At 66.6% G+C, this 22,768-nt stretch carries 19 protein-coding genes, 1 tRNA gene and 1 pseudogene; 14 read left to right on the forward strand and 7 right to left on the reverse strand.

All coding sequences use genetic code 11. The features are described from left to right. The 10 genes and pseudogenes from purU to QO033_RS14750 form a co-directional block, all read left to right on the forward strand. Positions 1–215, forward strand: a pseudogene (gene purU, locus QO033_RS14705) (formyltetrahydrofolate deformylase); the annotation flags it as partial. A gap of 199 nt (positions 216–414) precedes the next feature. Beyond that, positions 415–1,128, forward strand: coding sequence for a FadR/GntR family transcriptional regulator (locus QO033_RS14710; RefSeq protein WP_284481739.1), 714 nt, complete (start codon positions 415–417; stop codon positions 1,126–1,128). Positions 1,129–1,545: 417 nt separating this feature from the next. Continuing rightward, positions 1,546–2,925 (forward strand): ammonium transporter, encoded by a 1,380-nt coding sequence (locus QO033_RS14715; RefSeq protein WP_284481740.1) that lies wholly within the window; start codon positions 1,546–1,548, stop codon positions 2,923–2,925. 32 nt (positions 2,926–2,957) lie between these two features. Beyond that, on the forward strand, positions 2,958–3,134 hold the full coding sequence (locus tag QO033_RS14720; protein ID WP_284481741.1) for a hypothetical protein: 177 nt from the start codon (positions 2,958–2,960) through the stop codon (positions 3,132–3,134). A 70-nt stretch (positions 3,135–3,204) separates the two neighbouring features. Then, positions 3,205–4,338, forward strand: coding sequence for an aminomethyltransferase family protein (locus tag QO033_RS14725; RefSeq protein WP_284481742.1), 1,134 nt, complete (start codon positions 3,205–3,207; stop codon positions 4,336–4,338). A gap of 68 nt (positions 4,339–4,406) precedes the next feature. Then, entirely contained in the window at positions 4,407–5,018 is a 612-nt protein-coding gene (locus tag QO033_RS14730; protein WP_284481743.1) for a dimethylamine monooxygenase subunit DmmA family protein, read from the forward strand. Then, positions 5,015–5,965, forward strand: a complete 951-nt coding sequence (locus tag QO033_RS14735; protein ID WP_284481744.1) for a PDR/VanB family oxidoreductase — start codon at positions 5,015–5,017, stop codon at positions 5,963–5,965. Before QO033_RS14730 ends, QO033_RS14735 begins: the two co-directional genes overlap by 4 nt. Positions 5,966–5,976: 11 nt before the next feature. After that, the gene (locus QO033_RS14740; protein WP_284481745.1) at positions 5,977–7,017 is read left to right on the forward strand and encodes a heme-dependent oxidative N-demethylase family protein; all 1,041 of its coding nucleotides are present in this window, start codon (positions 5,977–5,979) and stop codon (positions 7,015–7,017) included. Between the two features lie 108 nt (positions 7,018–7,125). Further along, on the forward strand, positions 7,126–8,427 hold the full coding sequence (locus QO033_RS14745; protein ID WP_284481746.1) for a replication-associated recombination protein A: 1,302 nt from the start codon (positions 7,126–7,128) through the stop codon (positions 8,425–8,427). Between the two features lie 215 nt (positions 8,428–8,642). Then, positions 8,643–9,539, forward strand: coding sequence for an NAD-dependent epimerase/dehydratase family protein (locus QO033_RS14750; RefSeq protein ID WP_284481747.1), 897 nt, complete (start codon positions 8,643–8,645; stop codon positions 9,537–9,539). Positions 9,540–9,592: 53 nt separating this feature from the next. On the opposite strand, the gene QO033_RS14755 is transcribed toward QO033_RS14750, so the two are convergent. The 6 genes from QO033_RS14755 to paaZ form a co-directional block, all read right to left on the reverse strand. Further along, the gene (locus QO033_RS14755) at positions 9,593–12,184 is read right to left on the reverse strand and encodes an ABC transporter substrate-binding protein (RefSeq protein ID WP_284481748.1); all 2,592 of its coding nucleotides are present in this window, start codon (positions 12,182–12,184) and stop codon (positions 9,593–9,595) included. Between the two features lie 465 nt (positions 12,185–12,649). After that, positions 12,650–12,726, reverse strand: a tRNA-Met gene (locus tag QO033_RS14760). Positions 12,727–12,831: 105 nt separating this feature from the next. Beyond that, positions 12,832–13,788: an alpha/beta fold hydrolase gene (locus QO033_RS14765; RefSeq protein ID WP_284481749.1), complete on the reverse strand. Its 957-nt coding sequence runs from the start codon at positions 13,786–13,788 to the stop codon at positions 12,832–12,834. Positions 13,789–13,803: 15 nt separating this feature from the next. Beyond that, positions 13,804–15,273, reverse strand: coding sequence for a flavin-containing monooxygenase (locus QO033_RS14770; RefSeq protein WP_284481750.1), 1,470 nt, complete (start codon positions 15,271–15,273; stop codon positions 13,804–13,806). Between the two features lie 93 nt (positions 15,274–15,366). Continuing rightward, a complete protein-coding gene (locus tag QO033_RS14775; protein WP_284481751.1) occupies positions 15,367–16,188 on the reverse strand; it encodes a PaaX family transcriptional regulator C-terminal domain-containing protein in 822 nt (273 codons plus the stop codon). Between the two features lie 106 nt (positions 16,189–16,294). After that, positions 16,295–18,325, reverse strand: coding sequence for a phenylacetic acid degradation bifunctional protein PaaZ (gene paaZ, locus QO033_RS14780; RefSeq protein ID WP_284481752.1), 2,031 nt, complete (start codon positions 18,323–18,325; stop codon positions 16,295–16,297). Between the two features lie 179 nt (positions 18,326–18,504). On the opposite strand from paaZ, the gene paaG reads away from it, so the two are divergent. The 4 genes from paaG (at position 18,505) to QO033_RS14800 (ending at position 21,713) form a co-directional block, all read left to right on the forward strand. Beyond that, complete coding sequence (gene paaG / locus QO033_RS14785) at positions 18,505–19,290, forward strand: 2-(1,2-epoxy-1,2-dihydrophenyl)acetyl-CoA isomerase PaaG (protein ID WP_284481753.1); 786 nt, start codon at positions 18,505–18,507, stop codon at positions 19,288–19,290. A 2-nt stretch (positions 19,291–19,292) separates the two neighbouring features. Next, entirely contained in the window at positions 19,293–19,727 is a 435-nt protein-coding gene (gene paaI / locus QO033_RS14790; RefSeq protein ID WP_284481754.1) for a hydroxyphenylacetyl-CoA thioesterase PaaI, read from the forward strand. A gap of 75 nt (positions 19,728–19,802) precedes the next feature. Then, entirely contained in the window at positions 19,803–21,113 is a 1,311-nt protein-coding gene (gene paaK / locus QO033_RS14795) for a phenylacetate--CoA ligase PaaK (protein ID WP_284481755.1), read from the forward strand. A 3-nt stretch (positions 21,114–21,116) separates the two neighbouring features. Further along, a complete protein-coding gene (locus tag QO033_RS14800; protein ID WP_284481756.1) occupies positions 21,117–21,713 on the forward strand; it encodes a TetR/AcrR family transcriptional regulator in 597 nt (198 codons plus the stop codon). Between the two features lie 13 nt (positions 21,714–21,726). Here the strand turns inward: QO033_RS14800 and QO033_RS14805 are convergent, their stop codons facing one another. Beyond that, positions 21,727–22,749 carry an acyltransferase family protein gene (locus QO033_RS14805; RefSeq protein ID WP_284481757.1) on the reverse strand — a complete coding sequence of 341 codons (1,023 nt, stop codon included), beginning with the start codon at positions 22,747–22,749 and terminating at the stop codon, positions 21,727–21,729. Positions 22,750–22,768: the final 19 nt, after the last annotated feature.

A 22,768-nucleotide genomic window follows, 5' to 3' on the forward strand; every position in this document is an offset into this window, starting at 1 on the left:
ACCTGGACGAGGGCCCGATCATCGAACAGGACACGGTGCGGGTGACCCATGCGCAATCGGCGAGCGATTACGTCAGCCTCGGCCGCGACGTGGAAAGCCAGGTGCTGGCCCGGGCGATCCATGCCCATATCCACCGCCGGGTGTTCCTGAACGGCAACAAGACGGTGGTCTTCCCGGCGAGCCCGGGCTCCTACGCCTCCGAACGGATGGGCTGAGGCCCGAGGGCGATGGGGGCGCTGCCCCCGCCGCCCTGACGGGCGCCTCCCCCGGGATATTTGGGGCCAGAAAAAGAGCCGGGGGCCGCCAGGGAGAGGCGCCGGGCCGCTGCGGCGGCTGCAGGGTCGGGCTGGATCTTCCCCGGGCTTGGACGCTATCTTGCGGCACGCGCCGAATGCGCCTGTTCGAAGGACCGTCATGCCCAGCTCCCCCCGTCCCAATGCGCTGCAGTCGCTGCCCGGGTCCACCGTGCAATACGTGATAGATACGCTCAGCACGCGGATCGTGTCGCAGGAATATGCCGCCGAGGAGCGCCTGCCCTCGGAACGTCAGCTGGCGCAGGATCTGGGGGTGGCGCGCAATACCGTGCGCGAGGCGCTGGACCAGCTGGAGGAGCGCGGCATGATCCGGCGGCGCGCCGGCTCGGGCAGTTTCGTCACCTATGATCCCACCGGCGCCCGCGAGGCGATCTCGCCGGTGGCGGCAGAGACCGGGCCGCTGCAGCTGCAGGTGATGCGCGGCATCCTGGAGCCGGAGATGGTGCGGCTCGCCATCGTCAACATGTCGCCGCGCCAGATCGACGATCTGTCCGAAATCCTGTCGAAGATGGAAGCGGTGCAGGCCGATGCCACCGCCTTCGTGCGGCTGGAGGAGGAGTTCCATCGCCGCATCGCCGAGGGCACCGGCAACCCGCTGTTGATGGCTTGCTATAATCTGGTGATCGACGCGCGGCGGCAGAGTTTTCGTACCGCCATGTATCGCCGTCACCTGACACCGGCGCGGATCGCCGAATATCAGCGCGGCTACAACGGGCTGTTCAACGCCATTGCCGCGCGCGATATCGAGGAGGCGAGCGAGTTCATGAAGCTCGTCCTCATCCAGGATCAGAAGCTGTTGCTGCAGGAGACCTGAGCTGGTCTGAAACTGGCTCAATTGGTTCCTTTTGACCTGAGCGCGGGGCTGCGGCATGCGCCGCTGGCGCGGCTGCAATCCTGCGCCGGGCCATCGCCCGACTCGCGCCCGGACCCGTCAAAGGCGAGAGAATCATCTGATTTTCGTGCGATTCGCTCTATGTCCCGACGCTGCGGCGGTGCGGCGTTTGCGCTGAAAACGCCCGGATGACTGCACAATAATCACTCAAATAGCGCGAAACCTCTGTCCAAAACGCAGGTTTTTGCGCCCAACAAATTCCCGACAGGAAAAATAATTGACCCACGGTGAGTGGATTGGGTCAGTTTGTCCTATCCAGTGATCCAATTTCTGGATTTGGTTCAGACCAAAATAACGGACTGGGCAACACAGTCGCCTCCACAGGACAGGGAGTTTAGTGTGGAACAGGACCTTGCATCCTTGGCTGCCGCCGTCGCGGAGCTGAAGGCGGGCGTCGCCGCGACCAACGGCACGTTCTCCGAAACCTTCTACTTTCTCACGATCCCGCTCATGGTGCTGATCCATGTCGGGTTTCTCGCCTACGAGATGGGCGCCTCGCGCTCGAAGAACGCGCTGGCCTCGGGGATCAAGAACATCCTCGCCTTCGCGATGATCGTACCCTTCTTCTACTTCATCGGCTGGTGGATCTACTGGGCCTTCCCCACCGGGCTCAGCGGCAGCATGGGCGCGATGGAGATCTCCGGCTTCGACTATGCCACCGCCATCGCCGCGCCCTGGAGCGAATACATGGGGCCGAACCTGGATGACCGCTCTTCCGGCGTGTTCTTCGGGGCCTTCGTGCTGTTCGCCGCCACCACCGCCTCGATCCTCTCGGGCGCGCTGATCGAGCGGATCAAGCTGACCGGTTTCGTGGTGCTGGCCATCGTGCTGGGCGCCTTCGTCTGGATCCTCGCCGCCGCCTGGGGCTGGCATGCCGATGGCTGGCTGGTCACCAAATGGGGCTATCACGATTTCGGCGCCGCCGGCGTGGTGCATATGATCGCCGGGTTCTTCACGCTGGGTGTGCTGCTGAACCTCGGGCCGCGGATCGGCAAGTTCAACGCCGATGGCAGCGCCAACCACATCGCTGGACACTCGATGCCGATGACGCTGATCGGGCTGATGCTGATCATCGCCGGCTTCTGGGGCTTCCTGATGGGCTGCGTGATCGTGCCGGGCGAGGCCTGGAGCTGGTCGTCGAGCATCGAGGCGTCGATCTACGGCACGCCGATGACGATTTCGGGCATGACCTTCAACACGCTGATGGGCTTTGCCGGCGGTATCATCGGGGCCTGGATGATGACCCGCGATCCGTTCTGGATGATGTCCGGGGCGCTGGGGGGCATCATCTCCTGCGCCGCGGGGATCGACCTGTGGTATCCGCCCATGGCCTTTGCCATCGGCTTCGTCGGCGCCTGCGCCATGCCCTTCGTCGCCTCCTTCCTGGAGCGGCGCGGCATCGACGACGCGGTGGGTGCCTTTGCGGTGCATGGTTTCCTGGGCTTCTGGGGCGTCATGGCCGTGGGCATCGCCGCGCAGGGCTATCCGGCGATGTTCGGCGCCGATGTGGTGGAAACCTCCTTCATGGGCCAGCTGGTCGGTGCCGTGGTGATGGCGGTGCTGGGCTTTGCGCCGGGCTATGTCGTCTCCTTCATCCTGAAAGTCACCGGGCAGCTGCGTGTACCGGCCGAGGCCGAGGTGCTGGGCCTCGACAAGGTCAAGGTGCCCGCCACCGCCTATCCGGAATCGCTGCACCCCTCGGTCAGCCCGGCTGAATGATCCCAACCCTCTGATACGGAAAGGAAAGACCCATGGAAGCTCCTTTTGATGCAACCAGCTGGGACGGTATCTCCGGCGCCATCTATGCCGGCTACGGTTCGGTCGAAGGCCTGTGGCTGGCCCTGGTGCTGGCGATGGTGGTGGTGGCCGTGATCCTCGGCTGGCGGCACGAGAAACACGCCTACGACGCGGCGAAAGAAAAGGGCTGAGGCCCCCGGTGCGGGCGCTGATGCGCCCGCATCCCCCAAGTCAGAAGAAGACCCCAAGGAAGGACACGACATGACCGCATCCTGGCGATTTTCCGCATTGGCAGACCGGCACCGGGCGCTTGGCTCGGCGCTCGAGGACTGGAGCGGGATGGGCACCGCATGGAGCTATGACAAGGACCAGCTCGAGGAGTATCTGGCAATCCGCACCAAGGCGGGGGTCATGGATGTCTCCGGGCTGAAGAAGGTGCATGTGATCGGGCCGCATGCCAGCCATGTGATCGACCGCGCCACCACCCGCGATATCGAAAAGCTCAAGCCCGGCCGCTCGACCTATGCCACCATGCTCAACGATCAGGGCAAATTCGTCGACGACTGCGTGATCTACCGCATGGGGCCGCACAGCTTCATGGTGGTGCATGGCTCCGGACAGGGGCATGAGCAGCTGACCATGGCGGCGACCGGCCGCGCCGTGCAGGTGCTGTTCGACGACGATCTGCACGATATCTCGCTGCAGGGGCCGCTGGCGGTGGACTATCTCGAAAAGCACGTGCCGGGGATCCGCGACGTGGTCTATTTCAGCCACATCCAGACCACGCTGTTCGGCAAGCCGGTGATGATCTCGCGCACCGGCTACACCGGCGAACGCGGCTATGAGATCTTCTGCCGCCGCCAGGATGTGGTGGAGATCTGGGATACCATCGTCGCCGAGGGCGCCGAGATGGGGATCATTCCCACCCGTTTCACCACGCTCGACCTGCTGCGGGCGGAAAGCTATCTGCTGTTCTTCCCCTATGACAATTCCGAAATGTACCCATTTGCCGATGAGGCCTGCGGCGACACGCTGTGGGAACTGGGGCTGGAATTCACCGTTTCCAAGGGCAAGACCGGCTTCCGCGGGGCGGAGGAACATTATCGGCTGCAGGGCAAGGAGCGGTTCAAGATCTATGGCGTCAAGCTGGAGGGCACCACGCCCGCGGCCGAGGGCGCGCCGCTTCTCAAGGACGGGGTGCAGGTCGGTGTCGTGACCGTCGGCATGTACTCGCCCCTGAACGCGCATAACGTCGGCATCGCCAGGATGCCGGTGGACTGCGCGGTGGAGGGCACCGCGCTGACCGTGCGCAACCCGGACGGTGACATCGCCGCGATCGCCCATCCGATGCCCTTCTACGATGTGGAGAAGAAGCGCCGCACCGCCAAGGGCTGAGGCTCCGACACCCCGGGGCAGGGCGCCGAAGACGCCCGCCCCCACCTCTGAACAGGGAGGCACCGTTCATGCCAAATACGCAATTTTCCCCCTCGATCGATAGCCGGCCGGTCTATCCCGGGCTCACCCCGCATGGCGCCAGCCCGGCGATCATGGTCGCCGATGCCGAAGGCGCCGCGGCCCTGCGTGAGCTGGCCGCGCGCGACGCGTCGGTGATGGATCGCGCCCAGGTGGTGCTGGCTGCCGGGGGCGCCGCCGGTCTGGCCGAGGCCCGGGCGCTGCAGGCCCTGCAACCGAAGGGGGTCAGCCACGAACCAGACCTGGCTGCCGCGCTGCCGCTGCTGCGCCGTCTTCTGGCCGAGGCCCGGATGGGCACCCGGCTCTATCTGGCCGGCAGCGAGGGGCTGATCGGCCAGGTCTCGGCGCTGGCGCTGGACGCCGGATTGCCCGCCGACGCGATCGAGAGCGAACACCGCGGCCCGATCGCCCGCCGCATGCAGTGCGTTCATTGCAAGGGCATCACCGAAGGGGTGACCACCGACCCCTTCACCTGTTCCCACTGCGGGCTGACGCTTTTCGTGCGGGACCATTTCTCGCGCCGGCTGGGCGTGTTTCAGGGCGTCTGCGTCGACGCCGAAACCCCCGGCATCATCCCAGAACCCCAGGAGATTCGCCCATGAGCCGGCAGATGCTGCTCAGGGTGACCGAGGTCGAGCCGCTGACGCCGCTGGTCACCCGTTTCCGTTTCGAACATCCCGAGCGCGCGGCGCTGCCGCTGTTCTCCGGCGGCGCCCATGTGGTGGTCGAGATGCCCGATGACGGGGTGTTGCGCCGCAATGCCTATTCGCTGATTTCCGATCCCTATGACGGCTCCGGCTATGAGATCGCGGTGCGTCGCGAGGACACCGGCCGCGGCGGTTCGCGCTTCATGCACGGCCAGGTCGCCACGGGGACGGACCTGCGGGTGTCGCTGCCGCTGAACCTCTTCGCGCTGGACCCGCGGGCGAAGAAACACGTGCTGATCGCCGGCGGCATCGGCATCACCCCCTTTCTGGCGCAGCTGCGGCAGCTGGAGCGGCTGCAACAGCCCTATGAGCTGCACTACGCCGCGCGCTCGCAGGCCGAGGCCGCCGGGTTGAAGCTGTTGCCGCAGACGGCGCAGGTGCATGTGCATATCTCGGAAAACGGCGACCGAATGGATCCGGGCGCGCTGCTCGAAGGGCAGCCCATCGGCACCCATGCCTATGTCTGCGGCCCAGAGGGGCTGATCGCCGCGGTGATGGATGCCGGCGCCCGGCTGGGCTGGCCGCCATCGGCGCTGCATGCCGAGGCCTTCGCCGCGCCGCCCCCGGGCGAGGCGTTCCGCGTCACCATCGGATCCACCGGCGCCGAGATCGAGGTCGGCCCGCACCAGAGCCTGCTGGAGGCGCTGGAAGCGGCGGAGGTGGAGGTCGACTGGTCCTGTCGCGGCGGTGCCTGCGGCCGCTGCGAGACCGGGGTGCGCGCCTGCCATGGCCGGATCGAGCATCACGATCACTGGCTCAGCCCGGAAGAGCGCGCCGCACAGACCAAGATCATGCCCTGCATGTCGCGCTTCAGGGGCGACAGGCTGGTGCTGGACCTTTGAGGGACCCTTCGATGACAAAGCATTTCAACGACGAAACCTTCCGTGGCGATTACACCTACTACAACTCGCCCGAGGCCATCCGCCGCTTTCCCTTCCCCTTCGACCGCGACAGCTACATGTATTCGGTCAATATCGAGCAGCACCCCGGTGGCCCGGCCGGCTCGCCCTTCGAATATGCCTTCGACGTGGATGAACACTATGTGGCGGAGATGAAGGATCGCGCCATCACCCTGGCCGAGGATCCGCTGCGCTGCCAGTCGCTGCCGCATATGGAGCTGGCTGGCTGGGACCTGCTGGAACTGATCATGGAGGCGAAGGCGCGGGATTATCCCGATCTGTTCGGGCTGCACAAGGACGGCGACCGCTGGCACTGGATCAACCGGCCGCTGAGGATCGACCAGCGGTTCACCTTTCTCGACGCCACGACGCTGCCCTACGGGCCGATGGAATATATCACCCGTCAGGCCCAGGGCGATTTCGCGCTGCTGCACGAGCGCGAGGGCAATCTGTGGATGGATGCAGGCATGGTCACCAGCCAGGCCGACTGGTCGCTGGATTTCGATGTCGGCATGAATTTCTTCGAGTGGCACGCGCCTGTGCCCAAGGCCAAGAAGATGGGGGTCTTCGACAAGGCGCTGAAATTCCTGCTGGCGGTGCAGCAGGGGCAGGCCTATCGCCGCCTCAACTGGACCATGACGGTCAACCCGCGGCTCGATACCAGCCCGGAGAATTACCACAAATGGGGGCCGGAAAAGCGCACGATCACGCCGCAGAACGTCGGCCGCAAACAGTTCCTGCGGGTCGAGTTGCAGAGCTTCTGGCGGCTGCCGCGCTCCAATGCCATCGTGTTCCCGATCCGCTGCTACCTGGCCTGTCTCGACGATCTGGCGAGCCAGCCGAAATGGGGGCGCAGGCTGCACCGGGTGCTGCGCGATCTCGATCCGGTTCTGGTCGAGTACAAGGGGTTTGCGGTGAACCGCGACATCATCGTTGCCCATCTGGCGCGCTATGACGATGGCGCGCCGACCTCGCCGGGCATCTTCCCGGACTGAGCCGGGGCAGGGCGCCCCCTGCACCTCCGGCCCCGGGCGGTTGCCGGCTGGCGGCGGCTGCGGCCCCGGGGTATGGAAAGGGCGCTCTGTCCGATCTGGAGGTCGCCGATGATGGATCTGTTCGATACCGCGCCGTCCGGCCGGCGCCGGCCGCTCGCCGATGTGCTGCGGCCGGAGACGCTGGATCAGGTGATCGGGCAACAGGCGCTGGTGGCGCCGGGCTCGCTCCTGCGGCGCCGGATCGCGGCGGATGCGCTCGGCAGCCTGCTGCTCTATGGTCCGCCGGGGATCGGCAAGACCTCGATCGCGCGGGCGGTGGGGCAGATGCTGGGCAAGGAGTTCCGGGTGCTGCATGCCGCCGGGGTGCGGGTGGCGGATATCCGCAAGATCGCGGATGAGGCGCGGATACGCCCGGTGCTGATGTTCGTCGACGAGGTGCATCGCCTGTCGGCGACACAGGCGGACGACCTGCTGACGATCTGCGAGGAAGGCACCGCAGACTTCATCGGCGCCACCACCGAGAACCCCTATCATGCGATTCCCAAGGCGTTGATCTCGCGCTCGCAGGTGCTCAAGCTCGAACCGCTGTCGGTGGAGGACATGGAGGAGGTGATCCGCCGCGGGCTGGCGCATTTCGCCGGGGCCGGGATCGAGGTCGAGCTGTCGCCGGGCCACCTGCGCCTGATCGCCGGGCGGTCGGGCGGCGATGCCCGGCGGGCGCTGACCACGCTGGAAAGCCTGGTGGTGGGGCATCCGGCCAACCCGGTGCGGATCAGCGACGAGATGATCGAGGAGGCCTATGCCGCAGCCGCGGTGAGTTTCGACCGCTCCGGCGATCAGCACTACGACGTGATCTCCGCCTTCGTCAAATCCATGCGCGGCTCCGACCCGGATGCGACGCTGCACTGGCTGGCGGTCCTGGTTCATGCCGGTGAGGACCCGCGCTATATCGCCCGCCGGATCATGATCCACGCTTCCGAGGATGTCGGGCTGGCGGACAACAGCGCGTTGCAGACGGCGGTGGCGGCGGCGCAGGCGGTGGAGATGATCGGCTACCCCGAGGCGCAGATCATCCTCGCCCATGCGGCGCTGCATGTGGCGCGGGCGCCGAAGTCGGGCGCTGCCTGCCGCGGGATCGGCACCGCGCTTGAGCATGTGCGCAGCGCCCCGCAGCTGCAGGTGCCGCTGCACCTCAGGGATGCGCATTACGCCGGTGCCGCCAAGCTTGGCCATGTCGGCTATCGGTTTCCGCACGACGATCCGCGCGGCTGGGTCGAGCAGGACTATGCCCCCGGCATCGAGCCCGGCCGGTTTTACCAGAGCGACGCGCGGCAGGCCGCGACCTTTGAGAAACGCGCGGATGAGTACTGGACGAAGCTGACCGGCAAACCGGCGCCCCGGCGGTTCTGACCGCAGCCTTGCCGGACCCCCGGCGGGCCTGGTTGCCGGATGTGAGCGGTGCTCAGATCACGACCGTTTCAGCCTGCTGGCCGGTGCAATCGCGGTTTCGTCCGGTGTGCCGTGGCGGTGTGGCGGCAACAGGCTTGCGGGCTCTGGTCCGACGGCGGACAGTCGGGCCAAGCCGCGCTCAGAATGCGCGGGGCACCTGGAAGGAGAGGCGGATCATGAAGAATATCGTTGTCACCGGCGGCAGCGGCAAGGCCGGTCGGGCCGTGTGCCGGCATCTGGTCGAGCAGGGCCTCAACGTGCTGAATGTCGATACGGTTCCGTCGTCGGACCCGGTCTGTCCGTTCTACAGGGTCGATCTGACCGATCGCGGGCAGGTCATGGATGCGCTGCAGTGGACCGGCGGCCGGGATCATCCCTTCCGCAGCTTCGCGACCCCCGATGCGGTGGTGCATTTCGCCGCCATCCGGGCGCCCGACCTGGCGCCGGAGGATGTGACCTTCCGCAACAACATGATGAGCACCTACAACGTGTTCGACGCGGCCATGCGGGTCGGCATCAGGCGCGTCGTCTGGGCCTCCAGCGAAACCACCCTGGGGTTGCCGTTCACCCCTGATAATCCGCCGGCCTATGCCCCGGTCGACGAAGAGCACCCGATGCGTCCGGAAAGCGCTTATGCCCTGTCCAAGGATCTGGGTGAGGAAATGGCGCGCCAGTTTCACCGATGGAACCCCGATAGCAGCTTCATCGGTCTGCGCCTGTCCAACGTCATGGAGGTCCAGGATTATGATCGGTTCGCGTCCTGGCAGACCGATGCGGCGATCCGGAAGTGGAACCTCTGGGGTTATATCGATGCGCGCGACTGTGCGCAGGCGGTGCGCCGGGCGCTGCAGGTCGATTTCGTCGGGGCCGACCATTTCATCATCGCCAATGCGGACACCGTGATGGAACAGACCAGTGCCGAGCTGATGGCAGAGATCTTTCCCGACGTGCCGCTGCGGGCGGCGGTGCCCGGGCATGAGACGCTGCTGTCGATCGACAAGGCGCGCCGGGTTCTGGGCTTTGCGCCGGAATTCTCCTGGCGTGACGGCCAGACCCCGGGGGGTGGGGCATAGGCATCGCGCCGGGCGCTCAGGTCAGCCTGCCAGCGGGCGCAAGGGGCGTCATCTCATGTCTTTGTCGGCTCCGCGCCCCGCAGGCGCGGCGACCGGAGACCATAGTGGATGACCAGCAGGCGAAGCGTGAAGACGAAGGCGAGAGTGACGAAAAGCACCGCCGACACCAGCCAGCTGACCCCTTCGAAGCGATCCGCCACCTCCAGCAGCAACAGCATCAGCAGGCTGCCCAAGACCGCCAGTTCCTCGTAAGGTTCGCCGCGGAACGTGCGCGGTTCGCGTCCGGCGACGATATCGGACAGCATGCCGCCGCCGGCGCTGGTGACGGCGGCAAAGAACGGTGCCCAGAACCACTCCAGCCCGGCGACCAGCGCCACCTTGGTTCCGATCACCGTGAAGGCGGAGAGACCGATGGTATCGGCCAGATCCATTAGCCGGTCGAAGACGGCGGTTCGCGGTTTGAAATCGGGCGCGATGCGGGTCGCCAGGGTTCCGGCCAGCAGCACGGCAAAGATCAGAAACATGTAGTTCGGATCCTGGAACACGAAGGGCGGTGAGCGTTCGCCGCCGATCAGGAGATCCCGCAGGGTGCCGCCGCCGATGGCGGGCAGCATGGTCAGAATCAGCGCGCCCCAAAGGTCGAATTCGCGCGTGCGGGCGCGCAGGAACCCGGCGATCCCGGCTGCGAGGCAGCCGAGGATATCGAGGACGTAGAACCAGCGGGTGCTGACCGTCTGCTCGATGAAATGCAGGGTCGAGGCGCGGGGGCGCAGCAGGTTGTCGTGACTGAGGCCGGCATCGTACCAGATGTCATGGGTCCAGAGCCCGGCGAGCGCTGCGGGGCCGAGCAGCGGTGCAAGGTCGGCACTGTTCGCCGCGTCTGCGCCGGCCAGCTGTTCCACGCCTTCGACTGCGGAGAGGTCCAGAAGCCCGAGTTCCGATCCCTCGCCCAGATGGGTCAGCACCTCCTGCAGGATGGCGCGCTGTTCGAGGTCGTCGAGATCCGGGCTCAGCATCCGGCCCATCAGCGCGACCTCTTCGGGTTTCTCGCGGGCAAGGCGCCAGCCGGCCACGGTGGCGGCGAGGAACTGTGCGATGGCCTGGCGCCGCGCGGGATCTTTCAGGCTCTCGCGCCGCACGTAGAGCCCGTCCTCGGGGAGCGCATCGGCGGCATCCGCCAGCCGGAAGGTCCGCAGGCTGCCGCCGTTGAAGCCGGCGCCCAGAACCGTGCGGAAATCCCCCTGCGACAAGGCGGTGACGCAATCGCTGTTGCCGGAGAGCAGGTCGGTGACCAGATCGGTCTGCTGCACGAGGCTGACCTTTCCGGGGGCGATGTTCTGCGCCGCGAGGAACAGGGCCAGGTTCCGTTCGTCCCCGGTGTTGCGCACCGCGAGGCGCTTGCCAGCGAGATCCTCCAGCGTGGCAATGCCGGAATCGCGCCGGCAGATCAGCGTCGCCGAGGGGGTCCTATAGAACTGCGCGATGTTGAGGATGTCGTGACCCTGGGCGCGGAAAGCCAGGGCGTCGCCCATCCAGGCCAGCGCGACATCGCTCTTCCCGGCGATCAGAGAGGCCAGGGAATGGCTGTCGGCTTCGCCCTCGAGCAGATGCACGTCGAGCCCGGCCTCACCGTAAAGCCCGGTGGCGTCGGCGGCGTAGAAGCCGGAATACCGTGGCTGGTGCCGGTCCATCAGCTGCACCCGCAGCGGCCGGTAAACCTCAAGCGGGGGAGCCTGGCAGGCGGTGGCATCGGCCCGGCAGGCCGCGCTCTGCCACCGCTCCGATTGATGCTGGAGAAAGTCGGTGGGGAGTTTGTGGGCCTGCGCCAGCGCGATCAGCGTGCCGTCCCGGTGCAGCGTTTCGATCTCGGCTTCGAAGACACGGGCCAGCGGCGCCGGGGTCGTCAGCGGCATCGCTGCCCCCCAGTGTACCGGGATGAGCGAGAGTTTCCGCTCGAATTGTGCGGCGAAGGCGGGATCGTCCAGCCAGGCCGCGAGCAGGCCGTCGTCCTGTGCTATCAGCGGGCAGGTGCCGGTTTCCAGCGCGTCATGCAGCTGTCCGATATTGCGAAACAGCATCAGCTGCCCCGCCACCTTGGACAATTGGGCATTGGCGTAATTGCCGCTGGTGCTGCAAATGGTCCGGCCCCTCAGATCCGCCCAGCCGGTCACGGCCAGCGGCGCGCGGCCCACCAGCACGGTCTCACTGCTGTAGTAGTGGGTCCTGAGAAACCGGGCACGGCGATCCCGCTGCGTGTTGTGCCCCATCGTGGCGATGACGAGATCGACGTCACCGTCGCTGAGCGCGGGCAGCCGGGTGACCGGGGTGACCGTCTCGATCTTGAGCGTGAGGCCCAGCCGCCGGGCCAGCAGGCGGGCAAGATCCACCTCGAACCCCTCCGGCTCTGACCGGCCGGCGCGGCGGACGGCAAAACCGGGGTAGTCGTCGCGCAGACCGACCCGCAGGACACGATCGCAGACGATGTCCTGCCACGCCGTGGGCACATCGGTAGCACCGCAGGCGATTTCGCCGGATGCGGCCAGACGGTCCAATGCGGCGGCCCCGTCGTCAGACTGCGCCCATGCCTCCGGTCCGGAGAGGAGTGCGAAAGCCAGCGCCAGGATCGAGAGTAGAAGTGCCTTCATCGACCGGAGAGGCGATCCGGGGGGGCGGCAGGTGCTGCCCCGGGAAACTGGAGCGGGTGTTCAGGCATGTCCTCCTCCAGAGTGCAACGCGCGGGCAGGGACCGAAGTATACGTAAAGACAATGGGTTGAACTATCGCGTCCGGAATAGAGCCGGTCAACAGAGCTTGGCCAGAAAGCGGGTCGGTGGGGGAGGGGCTGCACGTTCAGGCGCCACAGCGCTCCGGTTTCGCCTCAACGGGAGTCGAGCGCTTGCCTCAGGTGGCGGGGGCGCCCGATCCGGGGGGCACCGGAAACCGGCAAACCGATCTGACCGAGATCGCGCATCACAAAAAGGGGGGCGGCGCGATGCAGGAGAGAGCAGGCCCCAGCGCCGTAGGCAGGTTTCCCGAGGGCGCACTGCGATCGATGCGCCGATGCAGGGCAGCGCCGAGGCGTGATGACTTTGCGATCTGGGGGGGGGGAAGTGGTAGCGGAGGAGGGACTTGAACCCCCGACACGCGGATTATGATTCCGCTGCTCTAACCAACTGAGCTACTCCGCCATGAGTGCAGGCGATTTAGGGGAGACGGCGGGGAGGGTCAAGCAGGAATTTGCGCCTTTCGGCGATGTTTTTTTCGCGCCTTTTCTGCCGGTGGCTGCGCGCGTCCTACTCGCGCGCGGCCATCCGCTGGATGAAATCGGCGCAGAGCCCGGGGGCGGTGATCGGCAGCATATGACCGCGTCCCGGCGCGGCCTCGTAATGCAGCCCGTAGCGCATCATCGGCCGCCCCTGGGTGTCGGGCGGCAGCAGGTTGTCCTCCGCCCCGAAGAGCACGCCGCCGGGGGTCTTCAGTTCATCGGCATAGCGTCCCTCCTGGGCGAGGATGCCGTCATTGGCGGCCATGTAATCGGCGGAAGCGGAAATGAATCCCTTGGGCCGCAGGCCGAGCGCGCCGCCGCCACGGGCGAGAAAATCGTCGGGCCAGGCCTCGGGGCGGAATACTTCGGTCAGCACCGTGGTGGCGGTGCGCTGTGCCAGCGGGGCGGCGATGGTATAGCCGATCAGCCGGCGCAGCGCCGCGGAGGGCACGTCGAGCCCACGGAAGGCGTCCATTTCCTCGGGCTGGCGATGGGTCAGCGGGCTGATCAGCGCCAGGCCGCTGGCCGCGCCGGGCCGTTCCAGCGCCATTGCCAGCGCCACCGCGCCCCCCAGCGAATGGCCGACCAGCAGCGGTGTCTCCACCCCCAGCGCGTCCAGCGCCTCCCAGATCATTTTGGCCTGTTCGGGCAGCGCGGCCAGCGTGTCGTGATCGCGTTCGGAATAGCCGCAGCCGGGCCGGTCCAGCGCGATGACGCGGAACTGTTGCTCCAGCAGCGGCACGATGCCGTAGGTATAGTGTTGCAACTGTGCCGACAGCCCGTGAATCAGCACCACCGCCGGCGCGTCGGAATTGCCGCTCTCGACATAGTGGATGGCGCCCCCCCGAACCTTCTGCATCTGTCCCGGACGCGGCACCAGCCGTTCGGCCATGCGGGCAAGCGACGCGGTCCAGAGCGCCGCCCCCAGCAGCAGCAGGGCCAGGATCGCGACGGGGATCAGCAGCAGGATCAGCAGGATGGGCATGGCGCGAGGGTCCTTTCAGGGCGGTGGTGGAGCGGGGATGTAGTGGTCGAGCCCGGCCCGGGCCAAACGTTTGCGATACTCGGCCACGGTGCCGGGCCAGAGCGTGGTGTTGCGACCGCGCCGGTCCTGATACCAGGAGCTGCAGCCGCCGGCCTGCCAGACCGTGGCGGCGAGGCGGTCGTCCATTTCCGTCTCGAAAGCCTCCTGCGCTTCTGCCCGGGGTTCAACCGCCGGCAGTGCATTTTCCCGCATTGCGCTGATCAGTCGTGCGATATGCTCCGCCTGCGCCTCGATCATCAGCACGACAGAGTTGTGGCCGAGCCCGCTGTGCGGCCCCAGCAGGAAGAACAGGTTGGGAAAACCGCTGACCGCCAGCCCCAGATGCGCCTCCAGTCCGCGCAGCCAGCGCCGGGCCAGGCTCTGGCCGTCACGGCCGGTGATGCGCAGGCCGCGCAGCGCGTCGGTGACGTGAAACCCGGTGCCCCAGATCAGCACGTCGGCCTCCGCTGTGGCGCCGGTCTCGGCGATCAGCCGGTGGCCCTCGATCCGCGACAGCCCGGCGGGGATCACCGTCACGTTGTCGCGGGCCAGCGCCGGATACCAGGCGTTCGAACTGAGGATGCGTTTGCAGCCGATGCGATAGGGGGGCGTCAGATCGGCGCGCAGCTGCGGGTCGGCGATGGTCTTCTCCAGCGTCCGGCGCCACATCTTCATGGCTTTGCGCACCGCCATCGGGCGACCGCGAAACACCATGTGGCGGGCCTCGAAGCTGTGAAACAGCCACCAGCGTCTGACGCGGCGGGTCCAGGGCCAGCGCCGGTGCAGCGCGCGCAGCCGGGGCGTGATCGGCCGGTCGGCGCGGGGCAGCACATAGGGGGCGCTGCGCTGAAACAGGGTGACGTGGTGCGCCTGACGGGCCACCTCGGGGAGGAATTGCACCGCGGAGGCGCCGCTGCCGATCACCGCCACCCGCTTGCCGGCGAAATCGACGCTCTGGTCCCAGCGGGCGGAATGGAAGGAGGGGCCGGGAAAGCTCTTCGCCCCGGGCACCTTCGGGATCAGCGGCAGGTGCAGCGCCCCGAGCGCCAGGCACAGAACCGGGGCGGCGAACCGGTCGCCGGTTTTCGTTTCCACCTGCCACAGCCGGCCGTCCCAGCGCGCCGCGCTCAGTTCCTGTCCGAAGCGGCAGAGATCGTAGAGGCCGTCCGTCCGGGCGACCCCCTGCAGATAGGACTGGATTTCCGGCCCTGGCGCATAGCTGCGCGACCAGTCGGGATTCGGCCGCCGGGCCATGGAATAGAGATGCGAGGGGATATCGCAGGCCACCCCGGGATAGACATTGTCGCGCCAGGTGCCACCGATATCGCTGGCTTTCTCGAGGATGACGATATCGGTGATCCCTTGCCGCCGCGCCTCCAACGCCATGATCAGGCCGGAAAACCCGGCCCCGACGATCAGAAGCTCGCAGCGAAGGGCGTCAGACATCTCGGTTGCTTCATTGCCAATATTCACAACCTATAGGGTTATTCCTGCGCTGTTAAGCCGGATTGTCGGCAAACCGCGCGGCCGCGCCGGGCCCTACTCGGCCTCCAGCTCGGCGAGGGCGGGGCGCGGCAACCGGTCCAGCAGGTCGAAGACGGCGGCGCGGCAGGCGGGGCCGGGCCAGTCGGCGGGAAAGAAGGCGGCGGGCAGATCGGGCTGGCGCAGCACCACCCGGCGCCAGCGGTGGACGATCAGCATTCGCAGCGTCGCGATCTGCAGCGGAGAGATCGCCTCCGGCGTGCGTGGCAGCAGGGCGTCGGCCTGGCTCAGGTCCCTCAGCAGCCCATGCGCCGCCTCTGACAGTTCGGGCGGGCAGGCGCGCAGCCTGACCCAGGCGGGAACGGTGCGGGCGCTGGCGTCGAAGACCAGCAGGTCGTCATCGATATCCTCGGGCACCGGCCCGGCGCCGAGTGCCACGTTGCGGGCGATGCTGAAATATTCCTCCGCCAGCAGCAGATCGTCGAGCGCGGTCTGGCCGGCGCCGTCCTCGGCGATCAGCAGGTGCCACGCCTCCGGTGCGGCGGCGGCGCGGGTATAGATGCGGGGGCTGACCTCGGCGCTCTGGGCGCGGCCATAGTCGGTGAGAAAATGCGCGCTGGCGCGGCCCTGGCGGGCGCTGTCGATCCAGCCATCCTTGCGCAGCCGGTGCAGGGCAACCCGAATCGCCTCGGGCTTGATGCCGGCGGGCATGATGATGCGCGACAGCGCGCCGCCGCTCAGCCGGTCGCCGGGGCGTTGTGCCAGATCGCCGAACAGCGACACGATAACAGACCAGACCCGCAGGTTCTGCGGATCGGTCAACAAGGCGGCGCAGGTGTCGAACCAGCTGTCTTGCCAGCTGTCTTTGGTGTCTTTCATGCGCTCAGGATATCTTCCCGGCCCGCGGGCGACCATCCTGAAGTTGCAGCGCTGGGGAGATGGGGGGCAGCGGCGGGCCGCCACCCCCCGGGGAGGAATGCTCTTCTCAGAAGGCGTTCATGGTCAGCAGCTCGTATTCGGCCACCTGATCGCCATCCTGATTGGTCAGCGTCACGTTCCAGCGCACCTCGCCATAGTCGTCGGTGCGCGGGGTCTTCTGCTTGACCGTCAGCCGCACCTTGACACTATCGCCCGGCACCACCGGTTTCATGAACCGCAGGTTGTCCAGCCCGGTATTGGCCAGCACCGGCCCTTCGTTCGGTTCGACGAACAGCCCGGCGGCGAAGCTGAGCAGCAGATAGCCATGTGCCACCCGGCCGGGGAAGAACGGGTTCCGCGCCGCCGCAGCCTCGTCCATATGGGCGTAGAAGGTATCGCCGGTGAAGGCGGCGAAATGCTCGATATCCTCCAGCGTCACGGTGCGGGCGGCGCTGTGCAGCGTCTCGCCGATCGACAGCTCGCCATAGCGGCGGGTGAAGGGATGCGCCGGCCCCTCGATCTCGGTCGCGCCGGGAACCCATTTGCTGCCGATGGCGCTGATCATGTCGGGCGAGCCCTGGATCGCGGTGCGCTGCATGTAATGCTTCACCCCGCGCACACCGCCCATTTCCTCGCCGCCGCCGGCCCGTCCCGGGCCACCATGCACCAGATGCGGCAGGGGGGAGCCGTGGCCGGTCGATTCCTTCATCGAGACCCGGTCATTGATATAGATGCGCCCGTGCCAGGCCGCCGCCCCCAGCACCACCCGCCGGGCCACCGCCGGGTCATGGGTGATGACCGAGGCCACCAGAGAGCCCTGACCGCGCTTGGCGATGTCGATGGCGTGATCCAGATCGCGATAGCCCATCACGGTGGAGACCGGTCCGAAGGCCTCGGTGTCATGCACCCGGGCGGCGCCGTCGGGATCGGCGCAGTGAAACAGCATCGGCGGCAGGAAGGCGCCCTTGTCCTTGTCGGCCCCCTCGACGGTGAAATTCTCGGGATCGCCGAAGACCCGCTCGGCCTCCGCCCCGATCAGCGCGGCGCGCTCCAGCACGTCGGCCTTTTGCCGGGCGGAAACCAGTGCCCCCATGCGGGTGGTCTCTGCCCGGGGATCGCCGATCACCACTTTCGACAGCCGCGCACTCAGGGCCTCGATCACCGCGCCCACCTGCGATTCGGGGGCGAGGATGCGGCGGATGGCGGTGCATTTCTGCCCCGCCTTGGCGGTCATTTCGCGGCTGACCTCCTTGACGAAGAGATCGAATTCCGGCGTGCCCGGCACCGCGTCTGGCCCCAGGATCGAGGCGTTCAGGCTGTCCTGCTCGGCGACGAATCGCACCGAGTTCTCCAGCAGATGCCGGTTCGACCGCAGCAGGTTGGCGGTGTCGGCGGAGCCGGTGAAGCTGACCACATCCTGCATCCCGAGTCGTTCCAGCAGATCGCCGACACCGCCGGTGATCAGCTGCAGCGCACCGGCGGGCAGGATGCCGCTCTCCAGCATGATCCGCACCGCCCGTTCGGTGACATAGCAGCTGTCGGTCGCCGGCTTCACGATCGCCGGCACGCCGGCCAGCAGGGTCGGGGCCAGTTTCTCCAGCATGCCCCAGACCGGGAAGTTGAAGGCGTTGATATGGACGCCGACCCCATGCAGCGGCGTACAGACATGCTGGCCGAGGAAGCTGCCGGTGCGGCCCAGCTGCTCGATCCCGCCATCGAGATAGATGTGATCGTCCGGCATCTCGCGCCGGCCCTTGGAGGCGAAGACGAACAGCGTGCCGATGCCACCGTCGATGTCGATCATATGGTCGGACTGGGTGGCGCCGGTGTCGAAGGAGATATCGTAGAGCGCCTGCTTGTGGGCGTTCAGGTGCTGTCCCAGCGCCTTCAGCATCCGGGCGCGCTGATGAAAGGTCATCGCCCTGAGCGCCGGCCCGCCGGTGCCCCGCGCATAATCCAGCATCGCCTGCATATCGAGCGCGCCATTGCCCGCCTCGGCGATCACCGCGCCGGTGATGGCGCTGGCGATCTGCCGCGCGCCGGCGCCGGGCGCGATCCATTCTCCAGCGGCAAAGCTGGCGATCTTCTGAATGCTCATCGGTATCCTCCCCGTTTCTCCTCCGTCGACCGCGGCCGGGAAAGCCACGATCTGTCGATTCAATATATTGACCGTCCGGTCGGTTTATGCAAGAAATTTGTCCAGGGACGCGAGACTGTCGCCGGGGGAGGACCCGGGGGCAGGGAGTCGCGAGGAGACAGCAGAAGAGGGAGGCGCAGATGTCGGAGACGATTCTGACCACGGATCACGGCGGCTGGGTCGAGATCACGCTGAACCGGCCGGAGCGGCTGAACAGTTTTACCGAAGAGATGCATCATGCGCTGCGCGCGGCGCTGGAGGCCGCCCGTGACGACGGTGCGCGCGCGGTGCTGCTGACCGGCGCCGGGCGCGGGTTCTGCGCCGGCCAGGATCTGGGCGATCGCGATCCGCGCAAGATGGACGGTCCGCCCGATCTGGGTAACACGGTGCGCACCTTCTATGCGCCGCTGGTCAATCTGATCCGTTCGCTGGAGTTTCCGGTGATCTGCGCGGTGAACGGCGTCGCCGCCGGCGCCGGGGCCAATCTGGCGCTGGCCTGCGATGTGGTTCTGGCCGCCGAGAGCGCCAAGTTCATCCAGTCGTTTTCCAAGGTGGGCCTGATTCCCGACACCGGCGGCAGCTGGCATCTGCCGCGCCTGCTGGGCGAGGCGCGGGCCAAGGGACTCGCCTTCACCGCAGAGCCGCTGCCGGCGCAGAAGGCCGAGGACTGGGGGCTGATCTGGAAGGCGCTGCCCGATGACCGGCTGATGGAGGAGGCGCGGGCCATGGCGGCGAAATTCGCCGCCGGTCCGACCCTGGGGCTGGGGCTGACCAAACAGTGCATCCAGGCCGCCGCCACCGATACGCTCAGCGCACATCTGGAGCTGGAGGCCGATGCGATGAAACGCTGCGGTGAAAGCGCCGATTATGCCGAAGGCGTGGCGTCGTTTCTGGAAAAGCGCGCGCCGGTCTTCCGGGGGGAATGAAGATGACGCCGGAGGATCGCGCTCAACGCTCTGCCGCCGCGATGTGGGAGAACGACCATGCCGCCCGCTGGGCCGGGATGCAGATCGACCAGGTGGGCGAGGGCCATGCAGCGCTGTCGCTGACGGTCGAGCCGCATCATTGTAACGGTCACAGCATCTGCCATGGCGGTGTCACCTTCATGCTGGCCGATACCGCCTTCGCTTACGCCTGCAACAGCCGCAACCAATCGACCGTGGCGCAGCACAACCTGATCAGCTTTCTGGCGCCCGGGCGGCTGGGCGACCGGCTGACCGCCACCGCGACCGAGATCAGCCAGACCGGTCGCAGCGGTATCTACGACGTCAAGGTCACCACCCAGGAGGGGCAGGTGATCGCCGAATTCCGCGGCATTTCCCGCGCGATCAAGGGCCAGCTCTTCGACGAAGACGGGCTTTGACCCCTTTGCGCGCGCAGAGGGTTCCGGCCCCCGGCGCGCACCCCTGACCGATACGACCCAGGCGAGGAGGACGCCATGAAGGATATGACCCCCAACAGCTGCGATCTGGATCCGATCGAGATCGCCTCACGCGATGAAATCGAGGCGCTGCAGCTCGAGCGGCTGAAATGGTCGCTGCGCCACGCTTATGACAACGTGCCGATGTACAAGGCGCGGTTCGATGCCGCCGGCGTACACCCCGACGATCTGACGTCGCTGTCGGATCTGGCGAAGTTCCCCTTCACCTACAAGAACGACCTGCGCGACAACTATCCCTTCGGTCTGTTCGCGGTGCCGCGGGAACAGATCGTGCGGCTGCATGCCTCCTCCGGCACCACCGGCAAGCCGACCGTGGTGGGCTATACCCAGCGCGATATCGACAACTGGGCCGATCTTGTGGCCCGGTCGCTGCGGGCCTCGGGGCTCCGCCGCGGCGACATGGTGCATAACGCCTATGGCTACGGCCTCTTTACCGGCGGTCTGGGCGCGCATTACGGCATCGAGAGGCTCGGCGCCACGGTGGTGCCGATGAGCGGCGGCCAGACCGAGAAACAGGTGAGCCTGATCAACGACTTCCGTCCCGACGGGATCATGGTGACGCCGTCCTACATGCTCAATATCCTGGAGCAGTTCCACAAGGTCGGTCTCGATCCGCGCGAGTGTTCGCTCAAGGTCGGGGTCTTCGGGGCCGAGCCCTGGACCGACGCCATGCGCAAGGAGGTCGAAGACGCCTTCGACATGCATGCGGTCGATATCTACGGCCTGTCCGAGATCATGGGGCCGGGCGTCGCCAACGAATGCGTCGAGACCAAGGACGGCCCTGTCATCTGGGAGGATCACTTCTACCCCGAGATCATCAACCCCGAGACCGGCGAGCCGGTGGCGGATGGCGAAATGGGCGAGCTGGTCTTCACCACGCTGACCAAGGAAGGTCTGCCGATGATCCGCTATCGCACCCGCGACCTGACCCGGCTGCTGCCCGGCACCGCGCGCAGCATGCGGCGGATGGCCAAGATCACCGGCCGGTCGGACGACATGATGATCCTGCGCGGCGTCAACGTCTTCCCCACCCAGATCGAGGAACAGGTGATCGCCACCGGCGGGTTGACCAACCATTTCCAGATCGAGCTGTATCGGTCCGGCCGGATGGACGCGATGCGGGTGCATGTGGAGGCCGCGGCCGACAGCACCGATGAGATGTCGAAAACGGCGGCTGCCCGCATGCTCTACAAACGGATCAAGGATGTGGTGGGGATCTCGACCGAAATCGACATCCGGGATCCAGGTGAGGTTGAACGCTCCCAGGGGAAAGCGGTACGGGTCGTCGACAACCGCCCGAAGGAGTGACCCTTGGCCCGCACCATCGCCAAAGACCACGATCACAAACGCGCCCAGATCCTGAAATCGGCGGCCAAGGTCTTCGCCGAAGAAGGGTTTGACCGCGCGTCGATGACCAAGCTGGCCAAGGACTGCGGGATCTCCAAGGCGAATATCTACCACTATTACGACAGCAAGGATGCGCTCCTCTATGACATTCTCGACAGCTATCTGTCGCGTCTGCGGGACCGCATCCTCAGCGTCGATACCGAAGGGCTGAGCCCCGAGGATCGTCTGCGCCGGCTGCTGCGCGAGATCCTGCACGCCTATCAGGGGGCGGATCACGAACATCAGGTGCAGATCAGTGCGCTGTCGGCCCTGCCGGAGGATCAGCAAGAGCAGATGCGCGGCTATCAGCGGGACATGGTCAAGTTCATGGGCCATTGCCTGCAGGATCTGGCGCCGGAGGTCTTCGGCCCGCAGCCGGAGAAGCTGCGTGGGGTGACAATGTCGGTCTATGGCATGCTGAACTGGTATTTCATGTGGAATTCCGATGCCGAGGCGCAGGAGCGCGACAATTACGCCGATCTGGTCTGTGACCTGACCCTGAAGGGGGTGCACGGCCTGTGACCGGCGCACGGCATCAATAACCCAGCAGAAACCGGCTGCGGCGGCCCAGCAGCCGGCGCGCCGACAGGGCCAGTGCCATCGAGAACCCCACGGCCTGTGCCGTGATCCAGAGCAGGTTGATCCAGGCCAGCCCGGTGGGGTGCTGGGTGCCGGCCTTCTCGATCAGGATCAATGCGACCGGGTGCAGAAAGAAGATCGAGAAGCTGGTTTCCGAGACCGGGCGCAGCCGGTCCAGACGCGGCCCGGTGCCGCGTTCCAGCAGTGCGAAGATCGCCAGGCTGAGCAGCAGCTTCTGCGGCAGCATCAGGTCGATTCCGGACCAGCTCAGCGCCGCGCTGTGCAGATTGCCCTGTTGCCCGAGCCCGGTCTGGACCAGCGCCAGAAGCAGGGCGGCGGCGAGCAGAGCGGTCTCCTGCTCTCGCAGCCGGCGGAGCAGCGCCGCACGATAGCGCGACGCACAGAGGCCGCACAGATAGGCCGGCGTGAAATAGATCAGCGATTGCAGCGGGTTCAGATTGGCCACCGGGCGATGCACCAGCACGGCGGCGATCAGCCCAGCGATGATGATCAGCGCCTGCGGCTGTGGCGCCAGCCCCAGGAAACGAAGGTGCAGCGGCGACATCAGGAACATGCACAGGATGAAGGGGGCGAACCAATAGGCCTGAAACAGCGCCCCGGTCACGATCACCTTGCCGATCTGCAGCGGCGCTGCGCTCTGCCCGAGCGTCTCGGAGGCGAACTCCGGGTTGCGGATCACGAAATAGCAGGTGATCGGAACGCAGAGCGCCAGATAGGGCAGCAGAATGGTGCGGAGCTTGGCGGTGATGAAGCGGCGAAAGGCGAAGCGGTGGGCAAAGACATGGTGGAACATGTAGCCCGAGATACAGACGAAAAGCGTGGTGCCGCCGGTGATCAGATTGGCGAGTGTGCCGGAGATCAGGTCCTGCGGGGCGATGGCGGCCAGCGGGAACCCGTGACCGGCGACGATCAGCAGGATCGCGATGGCGCGGAACCGGGCAATGGATGTCAGATACATGGCGGCCCCCTCTGGCGTG

The organism is Pseudodonghicola flavimaris (genome assembly GCF_030164425.1).
Lineage (GTDB): Bacteria > Pseudomonadota > Alphaproteobacteria > Rhodobacterales > Rhodobacteraceae > Pseudodonghicola > Pseudodonghicola flavimaris.

What these genes read in the sequence shown, in the direction of transcription:
- QO033_RS14710 (WP_284481739.1), top strand. Translation starts at nt 415, where the DNA reads ATGCCCAGCTCCCCCCGTCCCAATGCGCTGCAGTCGCTGCCCGGGTCC.
- QO033_RS14720 (WP_284481741.1), top strand. Translation starts at nt 2,958, where the DNA reads ATGGAAGCTCCTTTTGATGCAACCAGCTGGGACGGTATCTCCGGCGCC.
- QO033_RS14725 (WP_284481742.1), top strand. Translation starts at nt 3,205, where the DNA reads ATGACCGCATCCTGGCGATTTTCCGCATTGGCAGACCGGCACCGGGCG.
- QO033_RS14730 (WP_284481743.1), top strand. Translation starts at nt 4,407, where the DNA reads ATGCCAAATACGCAATTTTCCCCCTCGATCGATAGCCGGCCGGTCTAT.
- QO033_RS14735 (WP_284481744.1), top strand. Translation starts at nt 5,015, where the DNA reads ATGAGCCGGCAGATGCTGCTCAGGGTGACCGAGGTCGAGCCGCTGACG.
- QO033_RS14740 (WP_284481745.1), top strand. Translation starts at nt 5,977, where the DNA reads ATGACAAAGCATTTCAACGACGAAACCTTCCGTGGCGATTACACCTAC.
- QO033_RS14745 (WP_284481746.1), top strand. Translation starts at nt 7,126, where the DNA reads ATGATGGATCTGTTCGATACCGCGCCGTCCGGCCGGCGCCGGCCGCTC.
- QO033_RS14750 (WP_284481747.1), top strand. Translation starts at nt 8,643, where the DNA reads ATGAAGAATATCGTTGTCACCGGCGGCAGCGGCAAGGCCGGTCGGGCC.
- QO033_RS14755 (WP_284481748.1), bottom strand. Translation starts at nt 12,184, where the DNA reads ATGAAGGCACTTCTACTCTCGATCCTGGCGCTGGCTTTCGCACTCCTC.
- QO033_RS14765 (WP_284481749.1), bottom strand. Translation starts at nt 13,788, where the DNA reads ATGCCCATCCTGCTGATCCTGCTGCTGATCCCCGTCGCGATCCTGGCC.
- QO033_RS14770 (WP_284481750.1), bottom strand. Translation starts at nt 15,273, where the DNA reads ATGTCTGACGCCCTTCGCTGCGAGCTTCTGATCGTCGGGGCCGGGTTT.
- QO033_RS14775 (WP_284481751.1), bottom strand. Translation starts at nt 16,188, where the DNA reads ATGAAAGACACCAAAGACAGCTGGCAAGACAGCTGGTTCGACACCTGC.
- paaZ (WP_284481752.1), bottom strand. Translation starts at nt 18,325, where the DNA reads ATGAGCATTCAGAAGATCGCCAGCTTTGCCGCTGGAGAATGGATCGCG.
- paaG (WP_284481753.1), top strand. Translation starts at nt 18,505, where the DNA reads ATGTCGGAGACGATTCTGACCACGGATCACGGCGGCTGGGTCGAGATC.
- paaI (WP_284481754.1), top strand. Translation starts at nt 19,293, where the DNA reads ATGACGCCGGAGGATCGCGCTCAACGCTCTGCCGCCGCGATGTGGGAG.
- paaK (WP_284481755.1), top strand. Translation starts at nt 19,803, where the DNA reads ATGAAGGATATGACCCCCAACAGCTGCGATCTGGATCCGATCGAGATC.
- QO033_RS14805 (WP_284481757.1), bottom strand. Translation starts at nt 22,749, where the DNA reads ATGTATCTGACATCCATTGCCCGGTTCCGCGCCATCGCGATCCTGCTG.